Here is a 19546-nt window from a genome sequence, read left to right as displayed (position 1 = left end):
GTACCTGATCTCGCGAGGTCGTACCTGCTCGCGGCATCCCTCGCCCGGATCGTGCGGGGATGTCTCTGAGGGCTCACCGCGCGTAGCGCAGGAGCACGTACCCCTCGTCGTCATGCAGCACGCTGCGCAGACCGAAGTGCCGATCAGCCTCTTCTGCGCCTTGCGCAATGCGGCCGGCGTCCCCGCCCACGAGGCGCGGCGAGAGCGTCAGGCACAGTTCGTCGACGACGTCTGCATCCAGCAGCGAGCCGAACAGGTGCGGTCCGCCCTCGCAGAGGATCTGCGGCATGCCCCGAGCAGCGAGTTCGCGCACCACCGCGCGCAGGTCGACGGATACCGTGCCGCAGACGATCACGTCGGCAACGGCATCCAACTCCTCACGGCGTGAGGCCGGCGCGGCCTGAGATGTGATCACGATCGGGCGCACCGCCGCCTCGGCGAGGGCCGGATCGTCGGGCGACAACAGCAGACGCGCGCTGACGATGGCCAGCCGCGGCGTCACGCCGGCGTACCCCTCGGCACGCACGGTGCCGGCACCCACCAGCACCACATCGCACATCGAGCGCAGCACCTGCATGAGCCGTCGGTCGGTGTCGCCGCCCAGGGTGCCGCTACGTCCCCCGAGGGTAACCGATCCGTCGGCGCTGGCGACGAAGTTCATCCGCACGTGCGGCTCGGTGCGGTCTGCGACCCCATAGGCACTGCGCAGTTCGTCGTCGGTGATCATCGATCCTCCTGGATCAGTCGTTTCCTTCGGGCCGGGTGTTGTGCAGCAGATACGCCGGCTCGCGCCACCCGAGGATGGCCTCGACCATGCGCAGCGCGTCGACGGTCTCGGCGACATTGTGCACACGCACGATGCGGGCGCCCTGCGTGGCACAGAACACGGCCGCAGCCAGCGACCCGGCCAGCCGCCCGTCGCGTGGGCGGTCGAGTGTCTCGCCGACGAAGTCCTTGTTCGACAGCGCGACCAGGAGCGGCAGCCCGAACGCGGTGAACTCGCCCAGCCGGCGCGTCAGTTCGAGCGAGTGCCGCGTGTTCTTGTTCAGATCGTGACCGGGGTCGATGACGATCCGCTCGGGCGGCACACCGTGCGCGATGGCCAAATCGACGCGCTCGCGCAAGAAGGCCACCACTTCGCCGACGACATCGTCGTACTGCGGCTGCGGCAGCTGCGTGCGCGGGGCTGCGAGGCTGTGGGCGATCACCAGAGTCGCAGATGAGTCGGCGACGACCTCGGCCATCGCGGGATCGTGCACGCCGGTGGTGTCGTTGATGACCGCCGCTCCCGCCTCGATCGCCGCGGCAGCCACCGCGGGCTGAAAGGTGTCGACGCTCACGGGCCCCGCCGATGCCAGTGCGCGCACGACCGGAACGACCCGGTCGATCTCCTCCTCGACCGGCAGCGCCGGCCCCGGCGCGAACTTCACGCCGCCCACGTCGACGAGGTCGGCGCCCGCGGCGAACGCGGCCGCTCCCGACTCGACGGCGGCGTCGAGTCCGTAGGTGGCACCCAGGTCGTAGAACGAGTCGGGCGTGCGGTTCACGATCGCCATGGCGGCGAGTCGCCGGGAGAAGTCGATCTCGCGGTCGCCGATCCGTCGGACCGGCCCCTGCAGCCGCGGGTCGACGATCACGCGGTGGCCAGGCCGTCGAGGTCGACGGTGGTGTCGGCGAGCGCACGCGGGTCGACGCCGGCACCCGAGCGCACCAGCTTCTGCACGGTCTCGTTCACATCCCAGACGTTGACGTTCATGCCGCCCACGACCCGTGCCCCCTGCATCCAGAAGGCGATGAACTCCCGCTTCTCGAGGTCGCCGCGGATCACGAGCTCGGCATCCTTCATCAGCGGCGGGAAGCCGCTGAGCTCCATACCGAGGTCGAACTGGTCGGTGTAGAAGTACGGGATCATGTCGTGCTCGGCCTGCTGCCCCAGCATGACCTTCGCCGCGACGGGACCCGCGTTCAGCGCGTTGGCCCAGTGCTCACTGCGCAACCGCTGGCCGAGCACCGGGTGCATCGCGTTCGCGACGTCGCCGGCGGCGAGCACATCGGGTGCGCTGGTGCGCAGCGAAGCGTCGGTGAGGATGCCGTGGTCGACGTCGATGCCGGCGTCTTCGGCCAGCTCCGTGCGAGGGATCGCGCCGACGCCGATGAGCACCAGATCGGCCGGGACCGTCTCACCATCGACGACCACCCCGGTCGCACGGTCGGTGCCCTCGATGCGCTCGACGTTCACCGAGGTGCGCAGGTCGACGCCGTTCTCCTCGTGCAGCTTCCGGAACACTGTTCCCATGTCGTCGCCGAGCGCCACGGCGAGCGGAATGGGGTCGCGCTCGAGGATGACGACGTCGTTGCCGAGCTGGCGCGCCGTGGCGGCCACCTCCATGCCGATCCAGCCCGAGCCGATCAGCACGAGCTTCTTGCCGCCGCCCGACAGCTGCGCCTTCAGCGCTTCGGAATCGTCGAGACGGCGCAGCATGTGCACGCCCGGCAGATCGTGCCCGGCGATCGGCAGGACGCGCGGCGACGATCCCGTCGCCAGCAGCAGCTTGTCGTAGCCGAGGGACGTGCCGTCGGAGAGGTCGACGGTGTGCGCGTCGGGGTGGATCGCGGTGGCGCTCGTCGCGGTGCGGACGTCGATGCTCTGTTCGCGGTACCAGTCGTCGGAGTGGAGGATGACGGCATCCAGCCCCTCATCTCCCTTGAGGAAGCCCTTCGACAGCGGCGGACGCTGGTACGGGGTGTGGGCCTCGTCGGCGATCACAGTGATGTCGCCCTCGTATCCCTCGCTGCGCAGCGTCTCGGCGGCGGTGCCTGCGGCCAGCCCTCCGCCGATGATGACCATGCCTGCCATGATGGGCTCCTCTCGTCCTCCGTCTGCTCTGACGGTATGACCGGGAAATTCTTTTGTCAAGATCCAGCTTTTTAGAGTATTCTGACGGGATGAGCGCTCTTGCCGCCAACCGGGCTGCGGCCCTCGCGGCGCTGGCCGATCCCGTGCGGCGCGCCGTGTACGACATCGTCGCACGTGCGCAGGATGCGGTGGGTCGGGATGCCGCGGCCACCGCCGCAGGCGTGCCCCGATCGACGGCGGCCTTCCACCTGGACCGGCTCGTCGACGCGGGCCTGCTGACGGTCGAGTACCGGCGCCTGTCGGGACGGAGCGGCCCCGGTGCCGGCCGCCCGGCGAAGCTGTATCGCACCGTCAGCGGCGAGTTGATCGGCTCGGTGCCCGAGCGCCACTACGAACTTGCCGCCGACATCCTCGCGGCCGGAGCGGAGCGTGCCGACCGCGACGGGGTCAGCGTGGCGGCCGCCGCGGCGGCTCGATCCCGCGGGCACGAGATCGCCAGCGGCGCGGGCGGGATCGATGCCGCCCTCGACGCCTGCGGCTACGCGCCCGAGAGCGACGCGCAGGGCACGGTGGTCATGCGCAACTGCCCGTTCCACGCCCTGGCCAGGCGGCATTCCGAGCTCGTCTGCGCCGTGAATCTCGCCCTCGTCGAGGGTCTGCTCGAGGGAGCCGGCGACACCCGTACGGCGTATCCCATGCCGCGTGACGGCGCCTGCTGCGTCGAGATCCGGGAAGCGACCTCACGCGCTCTGGGCGAACCTCCCACACAGACAGAGACTCCGTCGCCATAATGGGCACATGACCGCACCGCGCATCCTTGTCGTCGATGACGAACCCAACATCCGCGATCTGCTGATCACGAGCCTGCGATTCGCGGGCTTCCAGGTGCGTGCCGTCGCCAACGGTGCGCAGACCATCTCTGCCGTCCTCGAAGAGGAACCCGACCTCATCATCCTCGATGTGATGCTGCCCGATATGAACGGGTTCAGCGTCACCAAACGGTTGCGCGGCGCCGGGTACACGGCCCCCATCCTGTTCCTCACCGCCAAGGACGAGACTGAAGACAAGATCGAGGGCCTGAACGCCGGCGGCGACGACTACGTCACCAAGCCGTTCAGCCTCGACGAGATCGTTGCGCGCATCCAGGCGATCCTGCGCCGCACGATGCAGACCGACGAGGAGTCGGTGATCCGCGCCGGCGAGCTGACGATGGATCAGGACACGCACGACGTCTTCGTCGGCGACGCGCAGATCGACCTCAGCCCGACGGAGTTCAAGCTGCTGCGCTACCTCATGCTCAACCCGAACCGGGTGCTCAGCAAGGCGCAGATCCTCGATCATGTCTGGGAGTACGACTTCAACGGCGACGCGGGCATCGTCGAGAGCTACATCTCCTATCTGCGGCGCAAGATCGATCCGCACTCGAGCGAACCGCTCATCCAGACCAAGCGTGGCTTCGGATACATGCTCAAGGCCGGCAAATCGTCGTGACCGGCGCCGACGCGGGGGGTGCGCACTGACCACCGGCAAGCCCGACGCCATCACACGGGGCTGGCGCAGCCTCAGCCTGCGCGCCAAGGTCACGGGCGTGACCGTGGCGGTGCTGGCGATCGGGCTCTTCGTCGCGGGACTGGGCACGCTGGTGTTCCTGCGCAACGCGCTCGACGGCAATCTCGACGCGCAGGTGCAGCAGCTGGCCGGCGCCGATCTCGCCAAGAGCGTCTTCGACATCGCGGCGACCGACGACGGGGTGACGTTCACGCCGAACGCGTCGGCACCGGTCGACTACTCCGGATACTTCATCGCGGTGTACGACGCCGACGGAAAGCTCGTCGCCTCGGCGGGGCCGCATGTGGCGAACACACCGGTCCTGCCGGACGAGCTCACGCTGCAGCAGGTCAGCATCCGTGGGCTGAGCCCGTTCACGATCGACGGCACGACCGGCGCCTCCTTCCGCGCCGCTGCCGCCTCGTTCCTCATCGACACGCGCCCCGAGCTGTTCACCCAGCTGGTCGCACTGCCCACCTCATCGGTGAACCGCATCATCGGCACGTACGTGGGCATCTACAGCGTCTTCGCGCTGATCACGATCATCGCCGGCGCGCTGGTCACCCGATGGCTCGTCACACTGGCGTTCCGCAGTCTCGGCCAGGTCGAGGCCACCGCCATGTCGATCGCGGCCGGCGACTTCAGCCAGCGCATGTCGAACATCGAGCCGGAGAACACCGAGGTCGGGCGTCTGAAACGCGCGATCAATGCGATGCTCGGCCAGCTCGACGCCGCCATGAAGCGCAGCGACGGCGCCGTGCGGCAGATGCGTCGCTTCATCGGCGACGCGAGCCACGAGCTGCGCACGCCGCTGGTGACGGTCCGCGGCTACGCCGAGCTGTACCGGATGGGCGCGATCCGCAGCGACGAGGACGTCACCCAGGCCATGGAGCGCATCGAGAAGGAAGCCACGCGCATGGGCGCGCTCGTCGAGGACCTGCTGGCGCTCACCCGGCTCGACGAGCGCCGCGAGGAGGTGCCGATCACCCCGGTCGATCTGCGCCCGATCGCCCGTGACGCGGCTCTCGACCTGGGGGCGACCGCGCCGCAGCGCCCGGTGACGGTCACCGACACGACCGTGGCTGCGACGGCCGCGGCATCCACATCCGACGACCCGGCGCCCGAACCGCCCACCACGACGGCGCGGCATCGGCTCCGGCCGACCTCGGCGCTCTCGCTGCTGCGGCGCCGTCCGCGCCCCACCGAGCCCGAGCTCGACGACGACCTGCCGCCCACGGTGCCGATCCGCGTGACGCCCGAAGAGCCCGCCGCACCGGCCCCGGTCGTCCCCGTCGTGATGGGCGAAGAGAACCGCATCCGCCAGGTCGTCACGAACCTGCTCACCAATGCCCGCCGCTACACGCCCGACGCCTCGCCCATCGACCTCATCGTGGGGGTGGATGCCGCGGCCGGCACCGGCTGGATCGCCGTGGCCGACCACGGCGACGGGATCCCGCCGCAGATCCGCGACCAGATCTTCCAGCGATTCTGGCGTGCTGACACCTCGCGCACACGCGAAACGGGCGGGTCGGGCCTCGGCCTGTCGATCGTCGCGTCGATCGTCGACGCGCTGAACGGGGCGGTGGCCGTCGAGGAGACGCGGGGCGGCGGCGCCACATTCCGCGTCTCCTTCCCGCTCGCCGTCCCGGTATCCGACTAGCGGTTCCTCCCCCGCCGGGCGCGGCCGATGAGTTGTCCACAGATCGTCGGAACCACCCTCAGCGAGCGAAGTGCTGACCCTAGCGTGGAGGCATCCACTCGATGAAGGGAAGCATCCCATGGCCGTCTATTCCGTCGACAGCGACGCCGTCTTCGCCGCCACCACCGCCGTCCGTGGCACGGTCGACCGGCTGCAGGGCGAAACGCAGGCGATGCTCGCCCAGCTGACCCAGCTGCAGGCCAGCTGGACCGGGGCCGCCTCAGCCGCGTTCGGCGGCGTGGTCGATCAGTGGCGTGCGACGCAGCTGCAGGTCGAAGACGCACTGTCGGCCATCAACCACGCCCTGACCGCCGCGGGTCACCAGTACGCCGAGGCCGAGCAGTACACGACCAGCCTGTTCCGGTGAGCGGACCCGATTCGTCAGCTACGACGCGCGCCAGGCCGAGGCCGCGGCGTCCCGTGGACTTTCGCACCGTACTGACAGGTGCCGTAAACGGCGAAGCGCCCCTCCCGGAGGAGGGGCGCTTCGTGCGTTGTTGCTGGATCAGAAGTCCATGCCACCGGTCGGGTCGCCCGCCGGAACGGCCGGAGCCTTCTCCGGCTTGTCGGCGACGACGGCCTCCGTGGTCAGGAACAGGCCCGCGATCGACGCGGCGTTCTGCAGCGCCGAACGGGTGACCTTGGTCGGGTCGATGATGCCCTGCGCGAACAGGTCACCGTACTCACCGGTGGCCGCGTTCAGACCGTGACCGGCCTCCAGGCCCGACACCTTGTGCGCGACGACACCCGGCTCGAGACCCGCGTTCTGCGCGATCTGCTTCAGCGGGGCCTCGATGGCGACCTTGACGATGTTCGCGCCGGTCGCCTCGTCACCCGAGAGCTGCAGCTTCTCGAAGGCCTTCGCACCCGCCTGGATGAGGGCCACGCCACCACCGGCGACGACACCCTCCTCGACGGCGGCCTTCGCGTTGCGAACGGCGTCCTCGATGCGGTGCTTGCGCTCCTTGAGCTCGACCTCGGTGGCCGCGCCCGCCTTGATGACGGCGACGCCGCCGGCGAGCTTGGCGAGGCGCTCCTGCAGCTTCTCGCGGTCGTAGTCGCTGTCGGTGTTCTCGATCTCGCGACGGATCTGGGTCACGCGACCCTCGATCTGGTCCTGCTCGCCGGCGCCCTCGACGATGGTCGTCTCGTCCTTGGTGACGATGACCTTGCGGGCACGACCGAGCAGGTCGAGCGTCACGTTCTCGAGCTTCAGCCCCACCTCTTCGGTGATGACCTGACCACCGGTGAGGATCGCGATGTCCTGCAGCATGGCCTTGCGGCGGTCGCCGAAGCCGGGGGCCTTGACGGCGACCGACTTGAAGATGCCGCGGATCTTGTTCAGCACCAGCGTCGCCAGCGCCTCGCCCTCGACGTCCTCGGCGATGATGACGAGCTCCTTGCCGTCCTGGATCACCTTGTCGACGACGGGCAGCAGGTCCTTGATGTTGCCGACCTTCTGGTTCGCGATGAGGATGTACGGGTCCTCGAACACGGCCTCCTGGCGGTCGGGGTCCGTGACGAAGTAGGGGTTGATGAAGCCCTTGTCGAAGCGCATGCCCTCGGTGAGCTCGAGCTCGGTGCCGAAGGTCTGCGACTCCTCGACGGTAACGACGCCTTCCTTGCCGACCTTGTCGATGGCCTCGGCGATCAGCTCGCCGATGGTCGGGTCAGCGGCCGAGATCGACGCGGTGGCAGCAATCTGCTCCTTCGACTCGACCTCCTTGGCTCCGCCGTGAAGCTCCTCGATGACGGCCGCGACGGCCTTCTCGATGCCCTTCTTCAGGCTGATGGGGTCGGCGCCGGCCGCGACGTTGCGCAGGCCCTCGCGCACGAGCGCCTGGGCGAGAACGGTGGCGGTGGTGGTGCCGTCACCGGCGACGTCGTCGGTCTTCTTCGCGACCTCCTTGACGAGCTCCGCACCGATCTTCTCGTACGGGTCGTCGAGCTCGATCTCCTTGGCGATCGACACGCCGTCGTTCGTGATGGTGGGTGCGCCCCACTTCTTCTCGAGCACGACGTTGCGACCGCGGGGTCCCAGGGTCACCTTGACGGCGTCGGCCAGCGTGTTCAGGCCACGCTCGAGGCCACGGCGGGCTTCCTCGTCGAAAGCGATGATCTTTGCCATGTGTGTGTCGTCCCTCCCGGACGTTGGGTGACGGGTCTATTAGCACTCGCTCAACACGAGTGCTAATCCCATTCTGGCACTCGCCCCTACCGAGTGCAAGACGACCGGAACGGTCAGGAGGAGGGCGACGGCGATGAGGAGTCGACCAGGTCGGTGCCCAGCACGACCGTGAGCTGCTTGCCCTTGGCATCGGTCGCCGTCTGGTACTGGTCGTCGAGCACTATCGACGTCGCCCCGACGATCTGGGCGAGGCCCGCGGCTGCGGCCTGATCCGCGGCGTCGGCGTAATAGACGGTGGTCGTGGGGTAGGTCGATCCCGCCTCACCGGGCGAGACCGCATCGGAGTGCCAGCCCGCCTTCACGACGGCATCCTTCGCCCGCGTCGCCTGGCCGGACTGGCCCGTCGCGTTCAGGATCAGCACGTTGAACGAGGTGTCGATGATGGGCGTGACGCCCGGAGTGGGGGCTGCTGTGGTGGGCCCCGCCTCGGGGGCGCCGAACCGTCCCGTCACGGCGAGCGTGCCGACGATCCCCACGATGATGACCACCGCGGCGGCCACGGCAGACCACAGGATCACCAGCCCCGGCCGCAGTCGCGGGTTCTCGGCGCGGTGCACGCCGACCCGGTCGGCATCAGCGGACACGTCGTCGAAACGGTCGCGCGGATACGTGGACTTCGGCACTCCCCGATCGTACCCGTCAGCCCTCGGGCGGCCCGTCAGCGTGCGCCCAGCTTCGCCTCGCCCACCACTCGCGCGCGACGGGCCCGCGAACGCTCGTCGCGCACGCGCTGCAACCGCTTGACGAGCATCGGGTCGTGCGCGAGCGCATCCTCGGTGTCGATCAGTCGCCCCAGCAGCTGGTAGTAACGAGCGGGAGTCAGGCCGAGCTGCGAGCGGATCGCCTCTTCCTTCTCGCCGCCGTGTCGGTGCCATCCCCCCTCGAAGTCGAGCAGGGCGCGGTCGCGATCATCCAGTGGCACGGGTCCACGCTATCCGCGGTCGGCGGAGGGGGCGGGATGCCACTCCCACCCGCCTCCGATCGGTGCGACGATTCCCCCGAGCGGGTCGACAGCGGCCGACACCTCGCCGTCGAGTGCGAGCACGAACGTGCCGTTCGGCCACGCGTGCGGATCGGGCGCGGGATGCCACGCCCCGTCCGTCGCGGAGTGCAGGCCCGCGGCATCCATCGTCACCCAGTGGTCGGCACGACGGGCGGCCGCGATGATCCGCTCGCGTCCCGCGCGGGGCACGTGCGCGAGGACCCCCGGGGTGGTCACCACCAGCGTCGCCTCGCGTGGCGCGCCCGCCACGACATCCGCGAGCGTGTCGCCCGCGTCCCCGGCCACCAGTCGCGGCGGGTCAGCCGCGACGATGTCGAGCGCCGCGTTCACGCGTCGGGCCCGTTCGGTCTCGCCGGGCCACACCAGCCCGGTCAGCCACGCGCGATCCGCGGGGTCTGCGGCATCCCGTGGCTGCAGGTCGATACCGGCGCGCCATACGACCTCGGGCGGGCGCAGCGGCTGCCATGGCCCGCGCCACTCGGCCTCGAGCACGACGGTGCTCACACCTGCCGCGGGGTCGATCGCGACGGTGCCCTCCGCGGTGCGGTATCGGTACGAATACCGATCCGGGTACAGGCACAGCCCGGCGCTGGCACCGACCTCGACCAGCGCGATCGGCCCGTCGATACGCGCGAGCGCCGGCAGCAGAGCCGCGCATCGGAGCGGCTCGTTCGTCTGGACGCCGCGCAGGGACGTCTCGGCGACCACAGCCGCGGCGTTCTCCTTCAGCCACGAGGCCCAAGCAGCCGCCGGGATGAGCCCGACACCCAGCATCCTCGTCACGGCGAACACGAGCGCGGGCTGACGCTGGAGCGGCGCGAGACGGGCGATGATCTCGGCCACGGTCTCGTCATCGGCCACGCACGCCGCCCATTGCGCATACAACGGGGAGCGATGCGAGGCCTCATCGCGAGCGAATCGCGCGTAGCGCTCGCGAACGGCGGCGATGTCGGAGTCGGTCGGCACCGTTCCATTGTGGATGTTCAGGAACAGGATGCCGCGAAGTCGGGTTGAATGGTGGTGCAGGAGGTTTCCGTGACGTACACCGTGAACAAGACCGACGAGCAGTGGCGCGAAGAGCTCGATGACACGCAGTATGCGGTACTGCGCACAGCGGCGACCGAGCGCCCGTGGACGGGCGAGCTGCTCGACGAGCACCGTGCCGGGCTCTACACGTGTGCCGCGTGCGGCGCGGAGCTGTTCCAGAGCGGCACGAAGTTCGACTCGCACTGCGGGTGGCCGAGCTTCTACGAGTCGGTGCGCCCCGATGCCGTCCAGCTTCTCGAGGACCACACGCTGGGTATGGAGCGCACGGAGGTGCGGTGTGCGGCCTGCGGGTCGCACCTGGGCCACGTGTTCCCCGACGGTTTCGGCACGCCGACCGGCGATCGCTACTGCATGAACTCGATCTCTCTGGCGTTCACGCCCGAAGAGGACGTGTGAGCGCGATCGAAGCGGTGCAGTCGCGCCGCTCGTGGTCGAAGGTGACGGACGTCGCACCCTCGCACGACGAGCTCGCCGAGCTCGTGACGGCGGCGGGGCGCGTGGCCGACCACTCGTCACTGCGGCCGTGGCGCCTGATCGAGTTGCGTGACGACGATCGCGAGGTGCTGGGGCAGGCCATCGCCAGGGCGAACGGAGACAAGGGCATCTCGTCCAAGCCGTTGCGTGCGCCACTGCTGGTCGCGATCGTCGTCAGCTACCGTCCGAGCGAGAAGGTGCCGCGGTGGGAGCAGGCGGCAACGGCGGCCGGCGTCGCACACACGCTGAGCCTGCTGCTCGATGAGGCGGGTTGGGGCGTCTTCTGGCGCACCGGGCACTACACGCGCGATGAGAACGTCGCCAAGGTGCACGGCCTGCGCGACAACGAGAAGCTGCTCGGATGGTTGTATGTGGGCGGCAAGCCCACCGGCAAAGACAAGGGCCATCACAAGAAGCTCGACCCCGAGCGCTTCCTGTCGCGCATGCCGCAGGCGCGCTGATCGACGCGCCGCGCGCGGCTCTCACCGCTTCACCGTCACGACCGATGGGCGCGGGATACCGCGTCTCCAAGCCCGCTCAACGTGCTGCCCGCACCATCCGAACCTCGCGTACCCCGTCGTCGACCTTCGTCGCGCCGTCGGCCACGAAACCGTTCTTGCGGTAGAACGACTGCGCGCGAGGGTTCGGGTCGGCCACCCACAGCGACGCCGGTTCATCCGGTAGGAGCACCGCGTCGATCAGCCGGCTGCCCGCTCCCGTGCCGTGATGCGCCGCGTACACGTAGATGAGGTAGAGCTGTGCGGTCCACGCGGGGTCGGCGTCGGCATCCATTGGCGGTCCTGACATCGCAATGCCGATGATCTCGCCGTCGAGCTCGGCGACCGCGGCACGATTGCGCGCGAAGTGCGGATCGGTGAGCGCAGCCGTCCAGAATCGGGTGCGGGATGCCACGAACCCCGGGTGGTCGAGGACCTCGTCGCGCATGATCCCGCGGTACGTCTCACGCCAGGTCTCCACGTGCACGCGCGCCATGGCCGCGGCGTCCTGCGCCTGTGCAGAGCGGATGCGGATCGCGGCGGTCATCCCCCGAGACTAGTGGCGCGGTACGCCCGCCCAGTCACGGACGGAGCACGGAGACGAGTCCGGAACGGTGCCGGCTACAGGACTTGAACCTGCAACCCCCGTATTACAAGTACGGTGCGCTACCAATTGCGCCAAGCCGGCGGAGCGTCCAGTCTAGCCGGACCGACCTCACTTGCCGGTCGTCGAGGGGCTGGGCGACGAAGACACGTCGAGCGTGGCCGTCGGCGTCGGCTCAACCGGGTGGTAGTACGCGTCGGACGAGTTCGTCAATACGAACTGCGCGAATTCCTTCGGGTCGTCGAGCGCCCCGGCATACGGGTGGCCGTTCACGAGGATCATCGGCGTACCGGTGAGTGCGACCCCGTCCGTGTCGGGGATGTTCACCAGCGCGCGCTCGGTCGCATCCTTCACCCAGGTGACGTAGTTCTCGTCTTCGATGCACGCGCGCACGGTCTTCGGGTCGTCGGCGCCCGAGGCGATCGCCAGGTCAGCGAGCTCGACGTCGGTGAAGCCGTCGTCGCCCTGCTCGGGCTGCTTCGACAGCAACGCGTTGTTGAACGCGAAGAACGAGTCGGGCGAGTGGGTGGCCACACAGGCCGAGGCGCTGGCGGCGCGCTGCGAGTACTTGGTGCCGTTCGACTTGGCCGACAGCATCGCCACCGGGTAATAGCTCAGGGTCGCAGCATCCTGATCCACCCACCGGGTGAGCTGCTGGACGTTCGCCACCTGGAACTGCTTGGCCCCCGGCGCGTAGTAGTCGACGTACACGCGAATGTCGACGACGCCCGTGCCGGTCGCCGCAGGGTCGGGCGTCGCGGTGGCCGAGCCCGCGCCCTTCGCGGACTTCGTCGGAGTGGGGGTGGGCGTGGCATCCACGTTCTGCGCTCCCGTGTCGACGGCGACGCCGTTCACACTCGTGACGGCGAACCCGTCATCGACGACGTTCGCCGGCGACATGTCGGGGCGCGACGTCTGCGAGGTGACAGCCATCGTGACACCGGTCGCGACGATCGCCACGACCGCGACAGCACCCACCGTGAGCGCGGTGGTGCGGATCGCCCGAGCGCGCCTCTGCCGCGCATGCACCAGCTGCGCCTTCTCACGCACGGCGCTTCGGCGGTCGTTGGGCTCGGGAACGTTCGATGACTCGTCGTTCGACATGTGACCTCTTGACAGACTGATGCTCCCGTCGGACCGGGATGCCGCGCGGGTGCCGCGGCCGGATTCGATGCTAACCAGGCAGCCTGTGAAATCCCCAGAGAGCGCGTGCTCGGCAGGTGTGAGATCACCACAGGCGGAGCACTCCCGAACGTCTGGCATACTGAGGGAGCGCCCGATGATGAGCGCACGGGCCTCCGGTCCGTCATCCATTCACTACGGATCGTCCGGCACGTACCTGCCGGTGAAGGAGAAGAAGACATGGCGTCCGTCACGTTCGACAACGCAACCCGTCTCTACCCCGGAGGCACTCGCCCCGCGGTCGACAAGATCAATCTCGAGGTCGCCGACGGCGAATTCCTCGTTCTGGTCGGCCCCTCCGGTTGCGGTAAGTCCACCACCCTGCGCATGCTGGCCGGCCTCGAAGAGGTCAACGAGGGCCGCATCCTCATCGGCGACCGCGACGTCACCGACGTGCCGCCCAAGGACCGCGACATCGCCATGGTGTTCCAGAACTACGCCCTGTACCCGCACATGACGGTCGCGGAGAACATGGGCTTCGCCCTGAAGATCGCCGGTGTGAAGAAGGAAGAGCGCGCCGCCCGCGTGCTCGAGGCCGCGAAGCTGCTGGACCTCGAGGAGTACCTCAGCCGCAAGCCGAAGGCCCTGTCGGGTGGTCAGCGTCAGCGCGTCGCCATGGGCCGCGCCATCGTGCGCCAGCCGCAGGTGTTCCTCATGGACGAGCCGCTGTCGAACCTCGACGCCAAGCTGCGCGTGCAGACCCGTACCCAGATCGCGTCGCTGCAGCGCCGCCTGGGCGTCACCACTGTCTACGTCACGCACGACCAGACCGAGGCTCTGACCATGGGCGACCGCATCGCGGTCCTCAAGGACGGCGTCCTGCAGCAGGTCGGTTCGCCGCGTGACCTGTACGAGCAGCCGAACAACGTGTTCGTCGCCGGCTTCATCGGCTCGCCTGCCATGAACCTGTTCCCGGTCAACGTCACCGAGGGCGGCGTGCACTTCGGCAGCCAGGTCGTGCCCGTCGAGTCGTCCACTCTCGCCAAGGTCAACGGACAGCAGGTCACCGTGGGCGTGCGCCCCGAAGACATCCAGGTGGGCGCCGCAGGCGGCCAGGGTCTGTCCGTCACCGTCGACCTGGTCGAAGAGCTCGGTGCCGACGGCTACCTGTACGGCCACTCCGACATCGACGGCAAGCGCACCGACGTGGTCGCCCGCGTCGACGGCCGCAACCACCCCAACGCCGGCGAGACCGTCGTGCTCACCCCGATCACCGGCCGCGTGCACGTGTTCGACATGGAGAGCGGCGAGCGCCTCACCGACAAGGCGATCGCTTCGGCGTAGTCTCCATCACGATGCGACGGCGCGGGCTCGGATCTCCGAGTTCGCGCCGTCGCCGTTTCGCCGCAGATCCAGAGGGAGGGATGCCGTGACCGAGGCCTTGAGCATCACCGCGAGCGCCATCGACCCGGGGCTGCTGGCGCTGCCGTGGTCGACGCCCCTGGGCGACTGGACCAGCGACGACATCGTCTACCTGCCCAAGGGCATCTCGCGGCACCTCGTGCGCTTCGCCAACCTCTCCGGCCGCGTGGTGGCGATCAAAGAGACCACGCCCGAAATGGCCCGGCGCGAGTACGACATGCTCGGCAGCCTCGACAGGCTGGATGTGCCCTGCGTCGAACGGGTCGCCGTCATCGACGGGAGGGCGGATGCCGCGGGCAAGACGCTGCCGTCGGCGCTGGTCACCGCGCACCTGCGCTTTTCCCTCCCCTACCGCGCGCTGTTCACCCAGGTGCTGCGCCCCGACACCGCGAATCGGCTCGTCGACGCACTGGCCGTCCTGCTCGTGCGGCTGCACAATGTCGGGTTCTTCTGGGGCGACGTCTCGTTGTCGAACACGCTGTTCCGGCGCGACGCGGGTGCCTTCGCCGCGTACCTCGTCGACGCCGAGACCGGCGAACTGCACGAGTCGGGGTTGACCCGCGGGCAGCGCGAACACGACCTCGAGGTCGCGCACACCAACATCGCCGGTGAGATCCTCGACCTGGCGGCCGGCGGCCGACTGGAACGCGGCATGGATGCCGTCGCGATCGCCGACGGCATCATCTCGTCGTACCGATCCCTCTGGGACGCCCTGACCGGAGCCGAGACCTTCACGGCCGGCGAATCGTGGCGCATCACCGAGCGCGTGCAGCGATTGAACGCGCTCGGCTTCGACATCGGCGAGATGTCGATCCGCGCGACTCCCGACGGCACGAAGGTGTCCATCCAGCCCAAGGTCGTGGACGCCGGGCACCACCAGCGGCGCCTCATCCGGCTGACCGGGCTCGATGTCGAAGAGAACCAGGCCCGCCGGCTGCTGAACGACCTCGACGAGTACCGCGCTCGCACCGGTGCGAGCGCGGACGACGAGGAGATGGTCGCGCACGAGTGGCTCACCCGGGTCTTCGAGCCGGTCGTGCGGGCGATCCCATTCGAGCTGCGCGCGAAACTCGAACCGGCCGAGGTCTTCCATCAGGTGCTCGAACACCGGTGGTACATGTCCCAGGCGCGTGGGGTCTCCGTACCCCTCGCCGAGACCGTGACCAGTTACATCGACGATGTGCTCCGGCACCGCCGCGACGAGGCCACGGTCATGGGCCCGGGCACGGAGACGTTCACCATGCCGATCGCGCTGGACGCGGCATCCACCGACGATGACGACGAGCCCACCGGAGACTGGCGCGACCTGGTGTGAGGGCGCGACCTGGCGTGAGCGTCAGTATCCGACCGTGAAGCGCTCGCGGCGGTGGTTTCCCTGCTCGATCTCGTCGACCACGGCGATGGCGAAGTCTTCGCCCGAGATGGTGGAGTTGCCCTCGGCGTCCTCGACGATGACCTCGCCACCGTCGCGGTAGTGGCCGGTGCGCTCGCCCGGCGCCCACGCACCGAACAGCTTCGGCGGGTGAACGAAGAACCAGTCGAGGTCGTCGCCGGCGTTCTGCACGAGCTCGAGTGAGTCGATGCCGACCCCGGCCTCGTGCTTGAGCTCATCGGCGACGCCCAGGTCCCACAGGCGGGGGCCGCCGGGGGCAGACAGGCTGCCCATGGCGCCGCCGACGATGCCCAGACGGGTCTTCGTGCCGCGCAGCTTCGCCACGAGGCCCTGCAGCACATCGAGCACCTTGTCGGTCATGTCTCCACGCGGCGAGATCGCCGACACCGCGGCATCCGCCCCCTCGAACACATCGCCCATGGCGTCGATGTCGGCCGCGTCGGCCTGCACGTATGTGACGCCCGCGATCGGGGTCTCGGGCTTGGTGCGCGAGATCGCGACTGTTTCGTGTCCGCGCGCCGCCGCCTCCGCGACGATGTGCCCTCCGGCGTACCCGGTTCCTCCGATGACGACGATGCGTGCCATGACGTTCCCTTCACATGAATGGATGTTCCGGGGAGTGCAATTCGCGCAGGGTCGAGTTCATTCCCCCTGCAGCGCTGCGCGGGTCGTGGCGACCTGGTACAGAGCGACGGAGGTGGCGATGCCGGCGTTCAGCGACTCGGTAGCGGCCGAGATCGGGATCGAGACGATCTGGTCGCACGTCTCGGTCACCAGTCGCGAGAGGCCCTTGCCTTCGGACCCGCACACGATGACCACCGGACGGTCGGCCAGCTCGAGGTGCGGCAGCGACACGTCGCCGTCACCGTCCAGGCCGAGTACGAACACGCCCTGCTTCTTGAATTCCTTGAGCGTGGTCGTCAGGTTCGGGGCCATGGCGACCGGAATGCGGGCGGCCGCGCCGGCGCTCGTCTTCCATGCCGCCGACGTCACACCGGCCGAGCGGCGCTGCGGCACGATCACGCCCTGCCCGCCGAAGGCGGCCGCCGAGCGGATGATCGCGCCGAGGTTGCGCGGATCGGTCACGCCGTCGAGCGCGACCAGAAGCGGGGTCTGACCCGACTCGAAGATGTTCTCGAGGAGGTCCTGCGGGTGCGCGTAGCTGTACGGCGGCACCTTGAGCGCAACGCCCTGGTGCACCCCGTCGATGCCCGACATGCGGTCGAGCTCGGGGCGTGTGACCTCCAGCACCGGAATCTCGCGGTGCGTGGCGATGGCGAGCATCTCTTTGACGCGATCGTCCATCTCGACGCGCTGCGCGATATACAGCGCGATGGCCGGGATCTTCGCCCGCAGCGCCTCGAGCACGCTGTTGCGGCCGGTGACGGTCTCGGTGTCGTCGTTCTTCTTCGCACGCGCGGCGCGGTTCATGTCGACGGGTTTGGCCTTGGGCTTGCCGCCGGCGGCGGTGTAGCGCTCCTGGGCCGCCTTGCGCTTGCCGGCGGCGTGCCAGCTGCGGTCTTCGGCCTTCGGGGTCGGGCCCTTGCCCTCGAGCGCTTTGCGCCCGTGCCCGCCGGTGCCCTTGGTGGGGCCCTTCTTCTTGCTGTTGCCGGTGTTGCCGGCGCGCTTCGGCTTAGCCATTCTGCACACTCCAATGAGTCCCGGTGGGACCGTCTTCGAGAGCGATCCCTGCCGCACCGAGTGCATCGCGCACCCGATCGGCGGTCGCCCAATCCTTGTCTTGCCGCGCCTGGGCGCGCTGGTCGATCATCGCCTGCACGAGGGCGTCGAGGGCGGATGCCTCGGGCCCGACATACACGGAGCCGACTGCGCCGCCCGAGAGCCCGAGCACATCGAGCATTGCGGCCACAGCCCGTGCTGCACGGACCGCGGCATCCGCATCACCGGCATCCAGCGCGGAGTTCCCCGCGCGTACCGTCTCGTGCACTTCGGCGAGTGCCTGCGGCACCCCGAGATCGTCGTCCATCGCCGCCGCGAACGCCTCAGGGATCTCGCCCGGGACGAGCACGAGGGGGTCGGCATCCACCGCGCGAAGGACGCGCTGCCGGAAGGTCTCGATGCGGTCGAGAGCGGCCTCGGCCTCATCGAGAGCCTTGTCGGAGACGTCGAGGTTCGACCGGTAGTGCGCTGCGGCCAGCGCGTAGCGCACGGTGAGCGGGTCGCGCTCGGCGAGCAAGTCGTGGGCGAGCACGAAGTTGCCGAGCGACTTCGACATCTTCTGCCCATCGACGGTGACCAGGCCGTTGTGCACCCAGTACCGGGCGAAGCCGTCGCCCGCGGCCGTCGACTGCGCCAGCTCGTTCTCGTGGTGCGGAAAGCGCAGGTCGAGCCCGCCACCGTGGATGTCGAACTGCGCGCCGAGGTAGCGCCGCGACATGGCCGAGCACTCGATGTGCCAACCGGGGCGTCCCGGCCCCCACGGCGAGTCCCACACGGCCGTCGCCGGCTCGTCGGGCTTGGCGCCCTTCCACAGCGCGAAGTCGTGCGGATCGCGCTTGCCGCGCGGGTCGGCGTCGTCAGCCGATTCCATCGCGTCGAGGGCCTGATGCGTGAGCGCGCCGTACTCCGACCACGAGCGCACGTCGAAGTACACGTCGCCGGCCGCGGCGTACGCGTGGCCGCGCTCGATGAGCTCGCCGATGAGCTCAAGCATCTCCGGGATGTGCCCCGTCGCCCGCGGCTCGTACGTCGGCGGCCGGATGCCGATCGCGGCATATGCCGCCGCGAACTCGCGCTCCATGCGGTACGCGAGGGCCCACCACGGCTCGGTGTCGGTCGCGCCCACGAGCACCTTGTCGTCGATGTCGGTGACGTTGCGCACCGAGGTGACGCGGCCGAAGCGGCGCTCGAGCCAGCGCGTGAGGATGTCGAAGCTCAGCGCCCCGCGCAAGTGGCCGACGTGCGGACCCGACTGAACCGTCGGCCCGCACACGTAGATCGTGACGTTCTCGGGGTCGCCGGGCACGAAGTCGCGCAGCGTCTGCGCCTTGGTGTCATAGAGCCGGAGAGTCACCCACCCAGCCTACCGGCGCCGCCCCCTCCGCCGAGGTCGCACCCGTTCCCGCGAGGTCGTAGCGAATCCCGCGAGGTCGTAGCCGATCCCGCGAGGTCGTAGCGCCGATCTCCCGCTCCTTCAGCGATATGACTTCGAAATGTGTCTGTCACATCGTTCGCATATCGTCGGGCTGCACGCAAGGAGTTCCCATGGCAGTGACCATCCGCACCGATGACCCGACAGCATCCCCCACTCTGGCACTCGTCACCGCCCATCTCACCGACATGCACGCGCAGACCCCGGTCGAGAGCGTCCACGCCCTCGGCATCCACGAGCTATGCGATCCGTCCATCGTGTTCTGGTCGGCGTGGGCCGGCGACCGCATCGCCGGTATCGGTGCGCTCAAGCAGCTCGAGACGGGCGACGGCGAGATCAAGTCCATGCGTGTCGATGATGCCTTCCGCGGCACCGGAGTCGGACGCGCGGTGCTGCGCCACATCATCTCGCACGCGAAAATCGAGGGGATGCCGCGGCTGTGGCTCGAGACGGGCTCGACGGCATCCTTCTTGCCGGCCCGAAGCCTGTACGCGAGCGAGGGTTTCATGCGGTGCGAGCCGTTCGGCGACTACCGACGCGACCCGCGGTCGGTGTTCATGACCCGCGGCCTCTGAAGAGG

Annotated in this window: 21 protein-coding genes and 1 tRNA gene; 9 read left to right on the top strand and 13 right to left on the bottom strand. The window is 69.1% G+C overall.

Translation table 11 applies throughout. From position 1 onward, the window contains the following. Window positions 1-73: 73 nt before the first annotated feature. The 3 genes from PU630_RS04720 to PU630_RS04710 are packed head-to-tail and all read right to left on the bottom strand — an operon-like array spanning window position 74 to window position 2857. A complete protein-coding gene (locus PU630_RS04720; RefSeq protein WP_275279209.1) occupies window positions 74-727 on the bottom strand; it encodes a pyrimidine reductase family protein in 654 nt (217 codons plus the stop codon). Between the two features lie 13 nt (window positions 728-740). After that, a complete protein-coding gene (gene folP, locus PU630_RS04715; RefSeq protein ID WP_275280027.1) occupies window positions 741-1634 on the bottom strand; it encodes a dihydropteroate synthase in 894 nt (297 codons plus the stop codon). After that, on the bottom strand, window positions 1634-2857 hold the full coding sequence (locus PU630_RS04710; RefSeq protein WP_275279208.1) for an NAD(P)/FAD-dependent oxidoreductase: 1224 nt from the start codon (window positions 2855-2857) through the stop codon (window positions 1634-1636). The genes folP and PU630_RS04710 overlap by 1 nt, the downstream gene beginning before the upstream one ends. Window positions 2858-2946: 89 nt before the next feature. Between PU630_RS04710 and PU630_RS04705 the strand changes: the two genes are divergently transcribed. From PU630_RS04705 to PU630_RS04690, 4 genes are all read left to right on the top strand, one after another. Beyond that, entirely contained in the window at window positions 2947-3648 is a 702-nt protein-coding gene (locus tag PU630_RS04705) for a helix-turn-helix transcriptional regulator (protein ID WP_275279207.1), read from the top strand. Window positions 3649-3655: 7 nt separating this feature from the next. Beyond that, entirely contained in the window at window positions 3656-4348 is a 693-nt protein-coding gene (locus PU630_RS04700) for a response regulator transcription factor (RefSeq protein WP_275279206.1), read from the top strand. A 97-nt stretch (window positions 4349-4445) separates the two neighbouring features. Further along, on the top strand, window positions 4446-6065 hold the full coding sequence (locus tag PU630_RS04695; RefSeq protein WP_275279205.1) for a sensor histidine kinase: 1620 nt from the start codon (window positions 4446-4448) through the stop codon (window positions 6063-6065). 118 nt (window positions 6066-6183) lie between these two features. Next, window positions 6184-6471, top strand: coding sequence for a WXG100 family type VII secretion target (locus PU630_RS04690; RefSeq protein WP_275279204.1), 288 nt, complete (start codon window positions 6184-6186; stop codon window positions 6469-6471). Window positions 6472-6609: 138 nt separating this feature from the next. On the opposite strand, the gene groL is transcribed toward PU630_RS04690, so the two are convergent. The 4 genes from groL to PU630_RS04670 all read right to left on the bottom strand — a co-directional run bounded on the left by groL (window position 6610) and on the right by PU630_RS04670 (window position 10261). Beyond that, window positions 6610-8232 carry a chaperonin GroEL gene (gene groL / locus PU630_RS04685; protein WP_275279203.1) on the bottom strand — a complete coding sequence of 541 codons (1623 nt, stop codon included), beginning with the start codon at window positions 8230-8232 and terminating at the stop codon, window positions 6610-6612. Window positions 8233-8345: 113 nt separating this feature from the next. Continuing rightward, complete coding sequence (locus tag PU630_RS04680; protein ID WP_275279202.1) at window positions 8346-8915, bottom strand: LytR C-terminal domain-containing protein; 570 nt, start codon at window positions 8913-8915, stop codon at window positions 8346-8348. A 35-nt stretch (window positions 8916-8950) separates the two neighbouring features. Then, on the bottom strand, window positions 8951-9214 hold the full coding sequence (locus tag PU630_RS04675) for a DUF3263 domain-containing protein (protein ID WP_275279201.1): 264 nt from the start codon (window positions 9212-9214) through the stop codon (window positions 8951-8953). A 9-nt stretch (window positions 9215-9223) separates the two neighbouring features. Beyond that, on the bottom strand, window positions 9224-10261 hold the full coding sequence (locus tag PU630_RS04670; RefSeq protein WP_275279200.1) for a DUF2332 domain-containing protein: 1038 nt from the start codon (window positions 10259-10261) through the stop codon (window positions 9224-9226). Window positions 10262-10330: 69 nt separating this feature from the next. Here PU630_RS04670 and msrB point away from each other — a divergent pair, with 69 nt between their 5' ends. Both msrB and PU630_RS04660 read left to right on the top strand, forming a co-directional pair. Then, window positions 10331-10738: a peptide-methionine (R)-S-oxide reductase MsrB gene (gene msrB / locus PU630_RS04665; RefSeq protein ID WP_275279199.1), complete on the top strand. Its 408-nt coding sequence runs from the start codon at window positions 10331-10333 to the stop codon at window positions 10736-10738. Further along, window positions 10735-11277: a nitroreductase family protein gene (locus PU630_RS04660; RefSeq protein WP_275279198.1), complete on the top strand. Its 543-nt coding sequence runs from the start codon at window positions 10735-10737 to the stop codon at window positions 11275-11277. The genes msrB and PU630_RS04660 overlap by 4 nt, the downstream gene beginning before the upstream one ends. Window positions 11278-11353: 76 nt before the next feature. Here PU630_RS04660 and PU630_RS04655 read toward each other — a convergent pair whose 3' ends face one another. From PU630_RS04655 to PU630_RS04645, 3 genes are all read right to left on the bottom strand, one after another. Then, a complete protein-coding gene (locus PU630_RS04655) occupies window positions 11354-11860 on the bottom strand; it encodes a GNAT family N-acetyltransferase (RefSeq protein ID WP_275279197.1) in 507 nt (168 codons plus the stop codon). Window positions 11861-11928: 68 nt separating this feature from the next. Then, a tRNA-Thr gene (locus PU630_RS04650) sits at window positions 11929-12001 on the bottom strand. A 27-nt stretch (window positions 12002-12028) separates the two neighbouring features. After that, window positions 12029-13021 carry a DsbA family protein gene (locus tag PU630_RS04645; protein WP_275279196.1) on the bottom strand — a complete coding sequence of 331 codons (993 nt, stop codon included), beginning with the start codon at window positions 13019-13021 and terminating at the stop codon, window positions 12029-12031. 258 nt (window positions 13022-13279) lie between these two features. Between PU630_RS04645 and PU630_RS04640 the strand changes: the two genes are divergently transcribed. Next, window positions 13280-14383, top strand: a complete 1104-nt coding sequence (locus PU630_RS04640; protein WP_275279195.1) for an ABC transporter ATP-binding protein — start codon at window positions 13280-13282, stop codon at window positions 14381-14383. Window positions 14384-14468: 85 nt separating this feature from the next. After that, complete coding sequence (locus PU630_RS04635) at window positions 14469-15776, top strand: DUF4032 domain-containing protein (RefSeq protein WP_275279193.1); 1308 nt, start codon at window positions 14469-14471, stop codon at window positions 15774-15776. 21 nt (window positions 15777-15797) lie between these two features. On the opposite strand, the gene PU630_RS04630 is transcribed toward PU630_RS04635, so the two are convergent. From PU630_RS04630 to cysS, 3 genes are read right to left on the bottom strand one after another with little or no spacing between them, the layout of a single operon-like run. Next, window positions 15798-16439: an NAD(P)-dependent oxidoreductase gene (locus PU630_RS04630; RefSeq protein ID WP_275279192.1), complete on the bottom strand. Its 642-nt coding sequence runs from the start codon at window positions 16437-16439 to the stop codon at window positions 15798-15800. A gap of 57 nt (window positions 16440-16496) precedes the next feature. Then, window positions 16497-17495 carry a 23S rRNA (guanosine(2251)-2'-O)-methyltransferase RlmB gene (rlmB, locus tag PU630_RS04625; protein WP_275279191.1) on the bottom strand — a complete coding sequence of 333 codons (999 nt, stop codon included), beginning with the start codon at window positions 17493-17495 and terminating at the stop codon, window positions 16497-16499. Then, entirely contained in the window at window positions 17488-18888 is a 1401-nt protein-coding gene (gene cysS / locus PU630_RS04620) for a cysteine--tRNA ligase (RefSeq protein WP_275279190.1), read from the bottom strand. The genes rlmB and cysS overlap by 8 nt, the downstream gene beginning before the upstream one ends. A gap of 191 nt (window positions 18889-19079) precedes the next feature. Between cysS and PU630_RS04615 the strand changes: the two genes are divergently transcribed. Next, window positions 19080-19541: a GNAT family N-acetyltransferase gene (locus tag PU630_RS04615; protein WP_275279189.1), complete on the top strand. Its 462-nt coding sequence runs from the start codon at window positions 19080-19082 to the stop codon at window positions 19539-19541. The last annotated feature ends 5 nt before the right edge of the window (window positions 19542-19546 follow it).

The sequence above is a fragment of the Microbacterium horticulturae genome, assembly GCF_029094505.1.
Lineage (GTDB): Bacteria > Actinomycetota > Actinomycetes > Actinomycetales > Microbacteriaceae > Microbacterium > Microbacterium horticulturae.
This window is presented reverse-complemented; position numbering and strand designations above follow the sequence as displayed.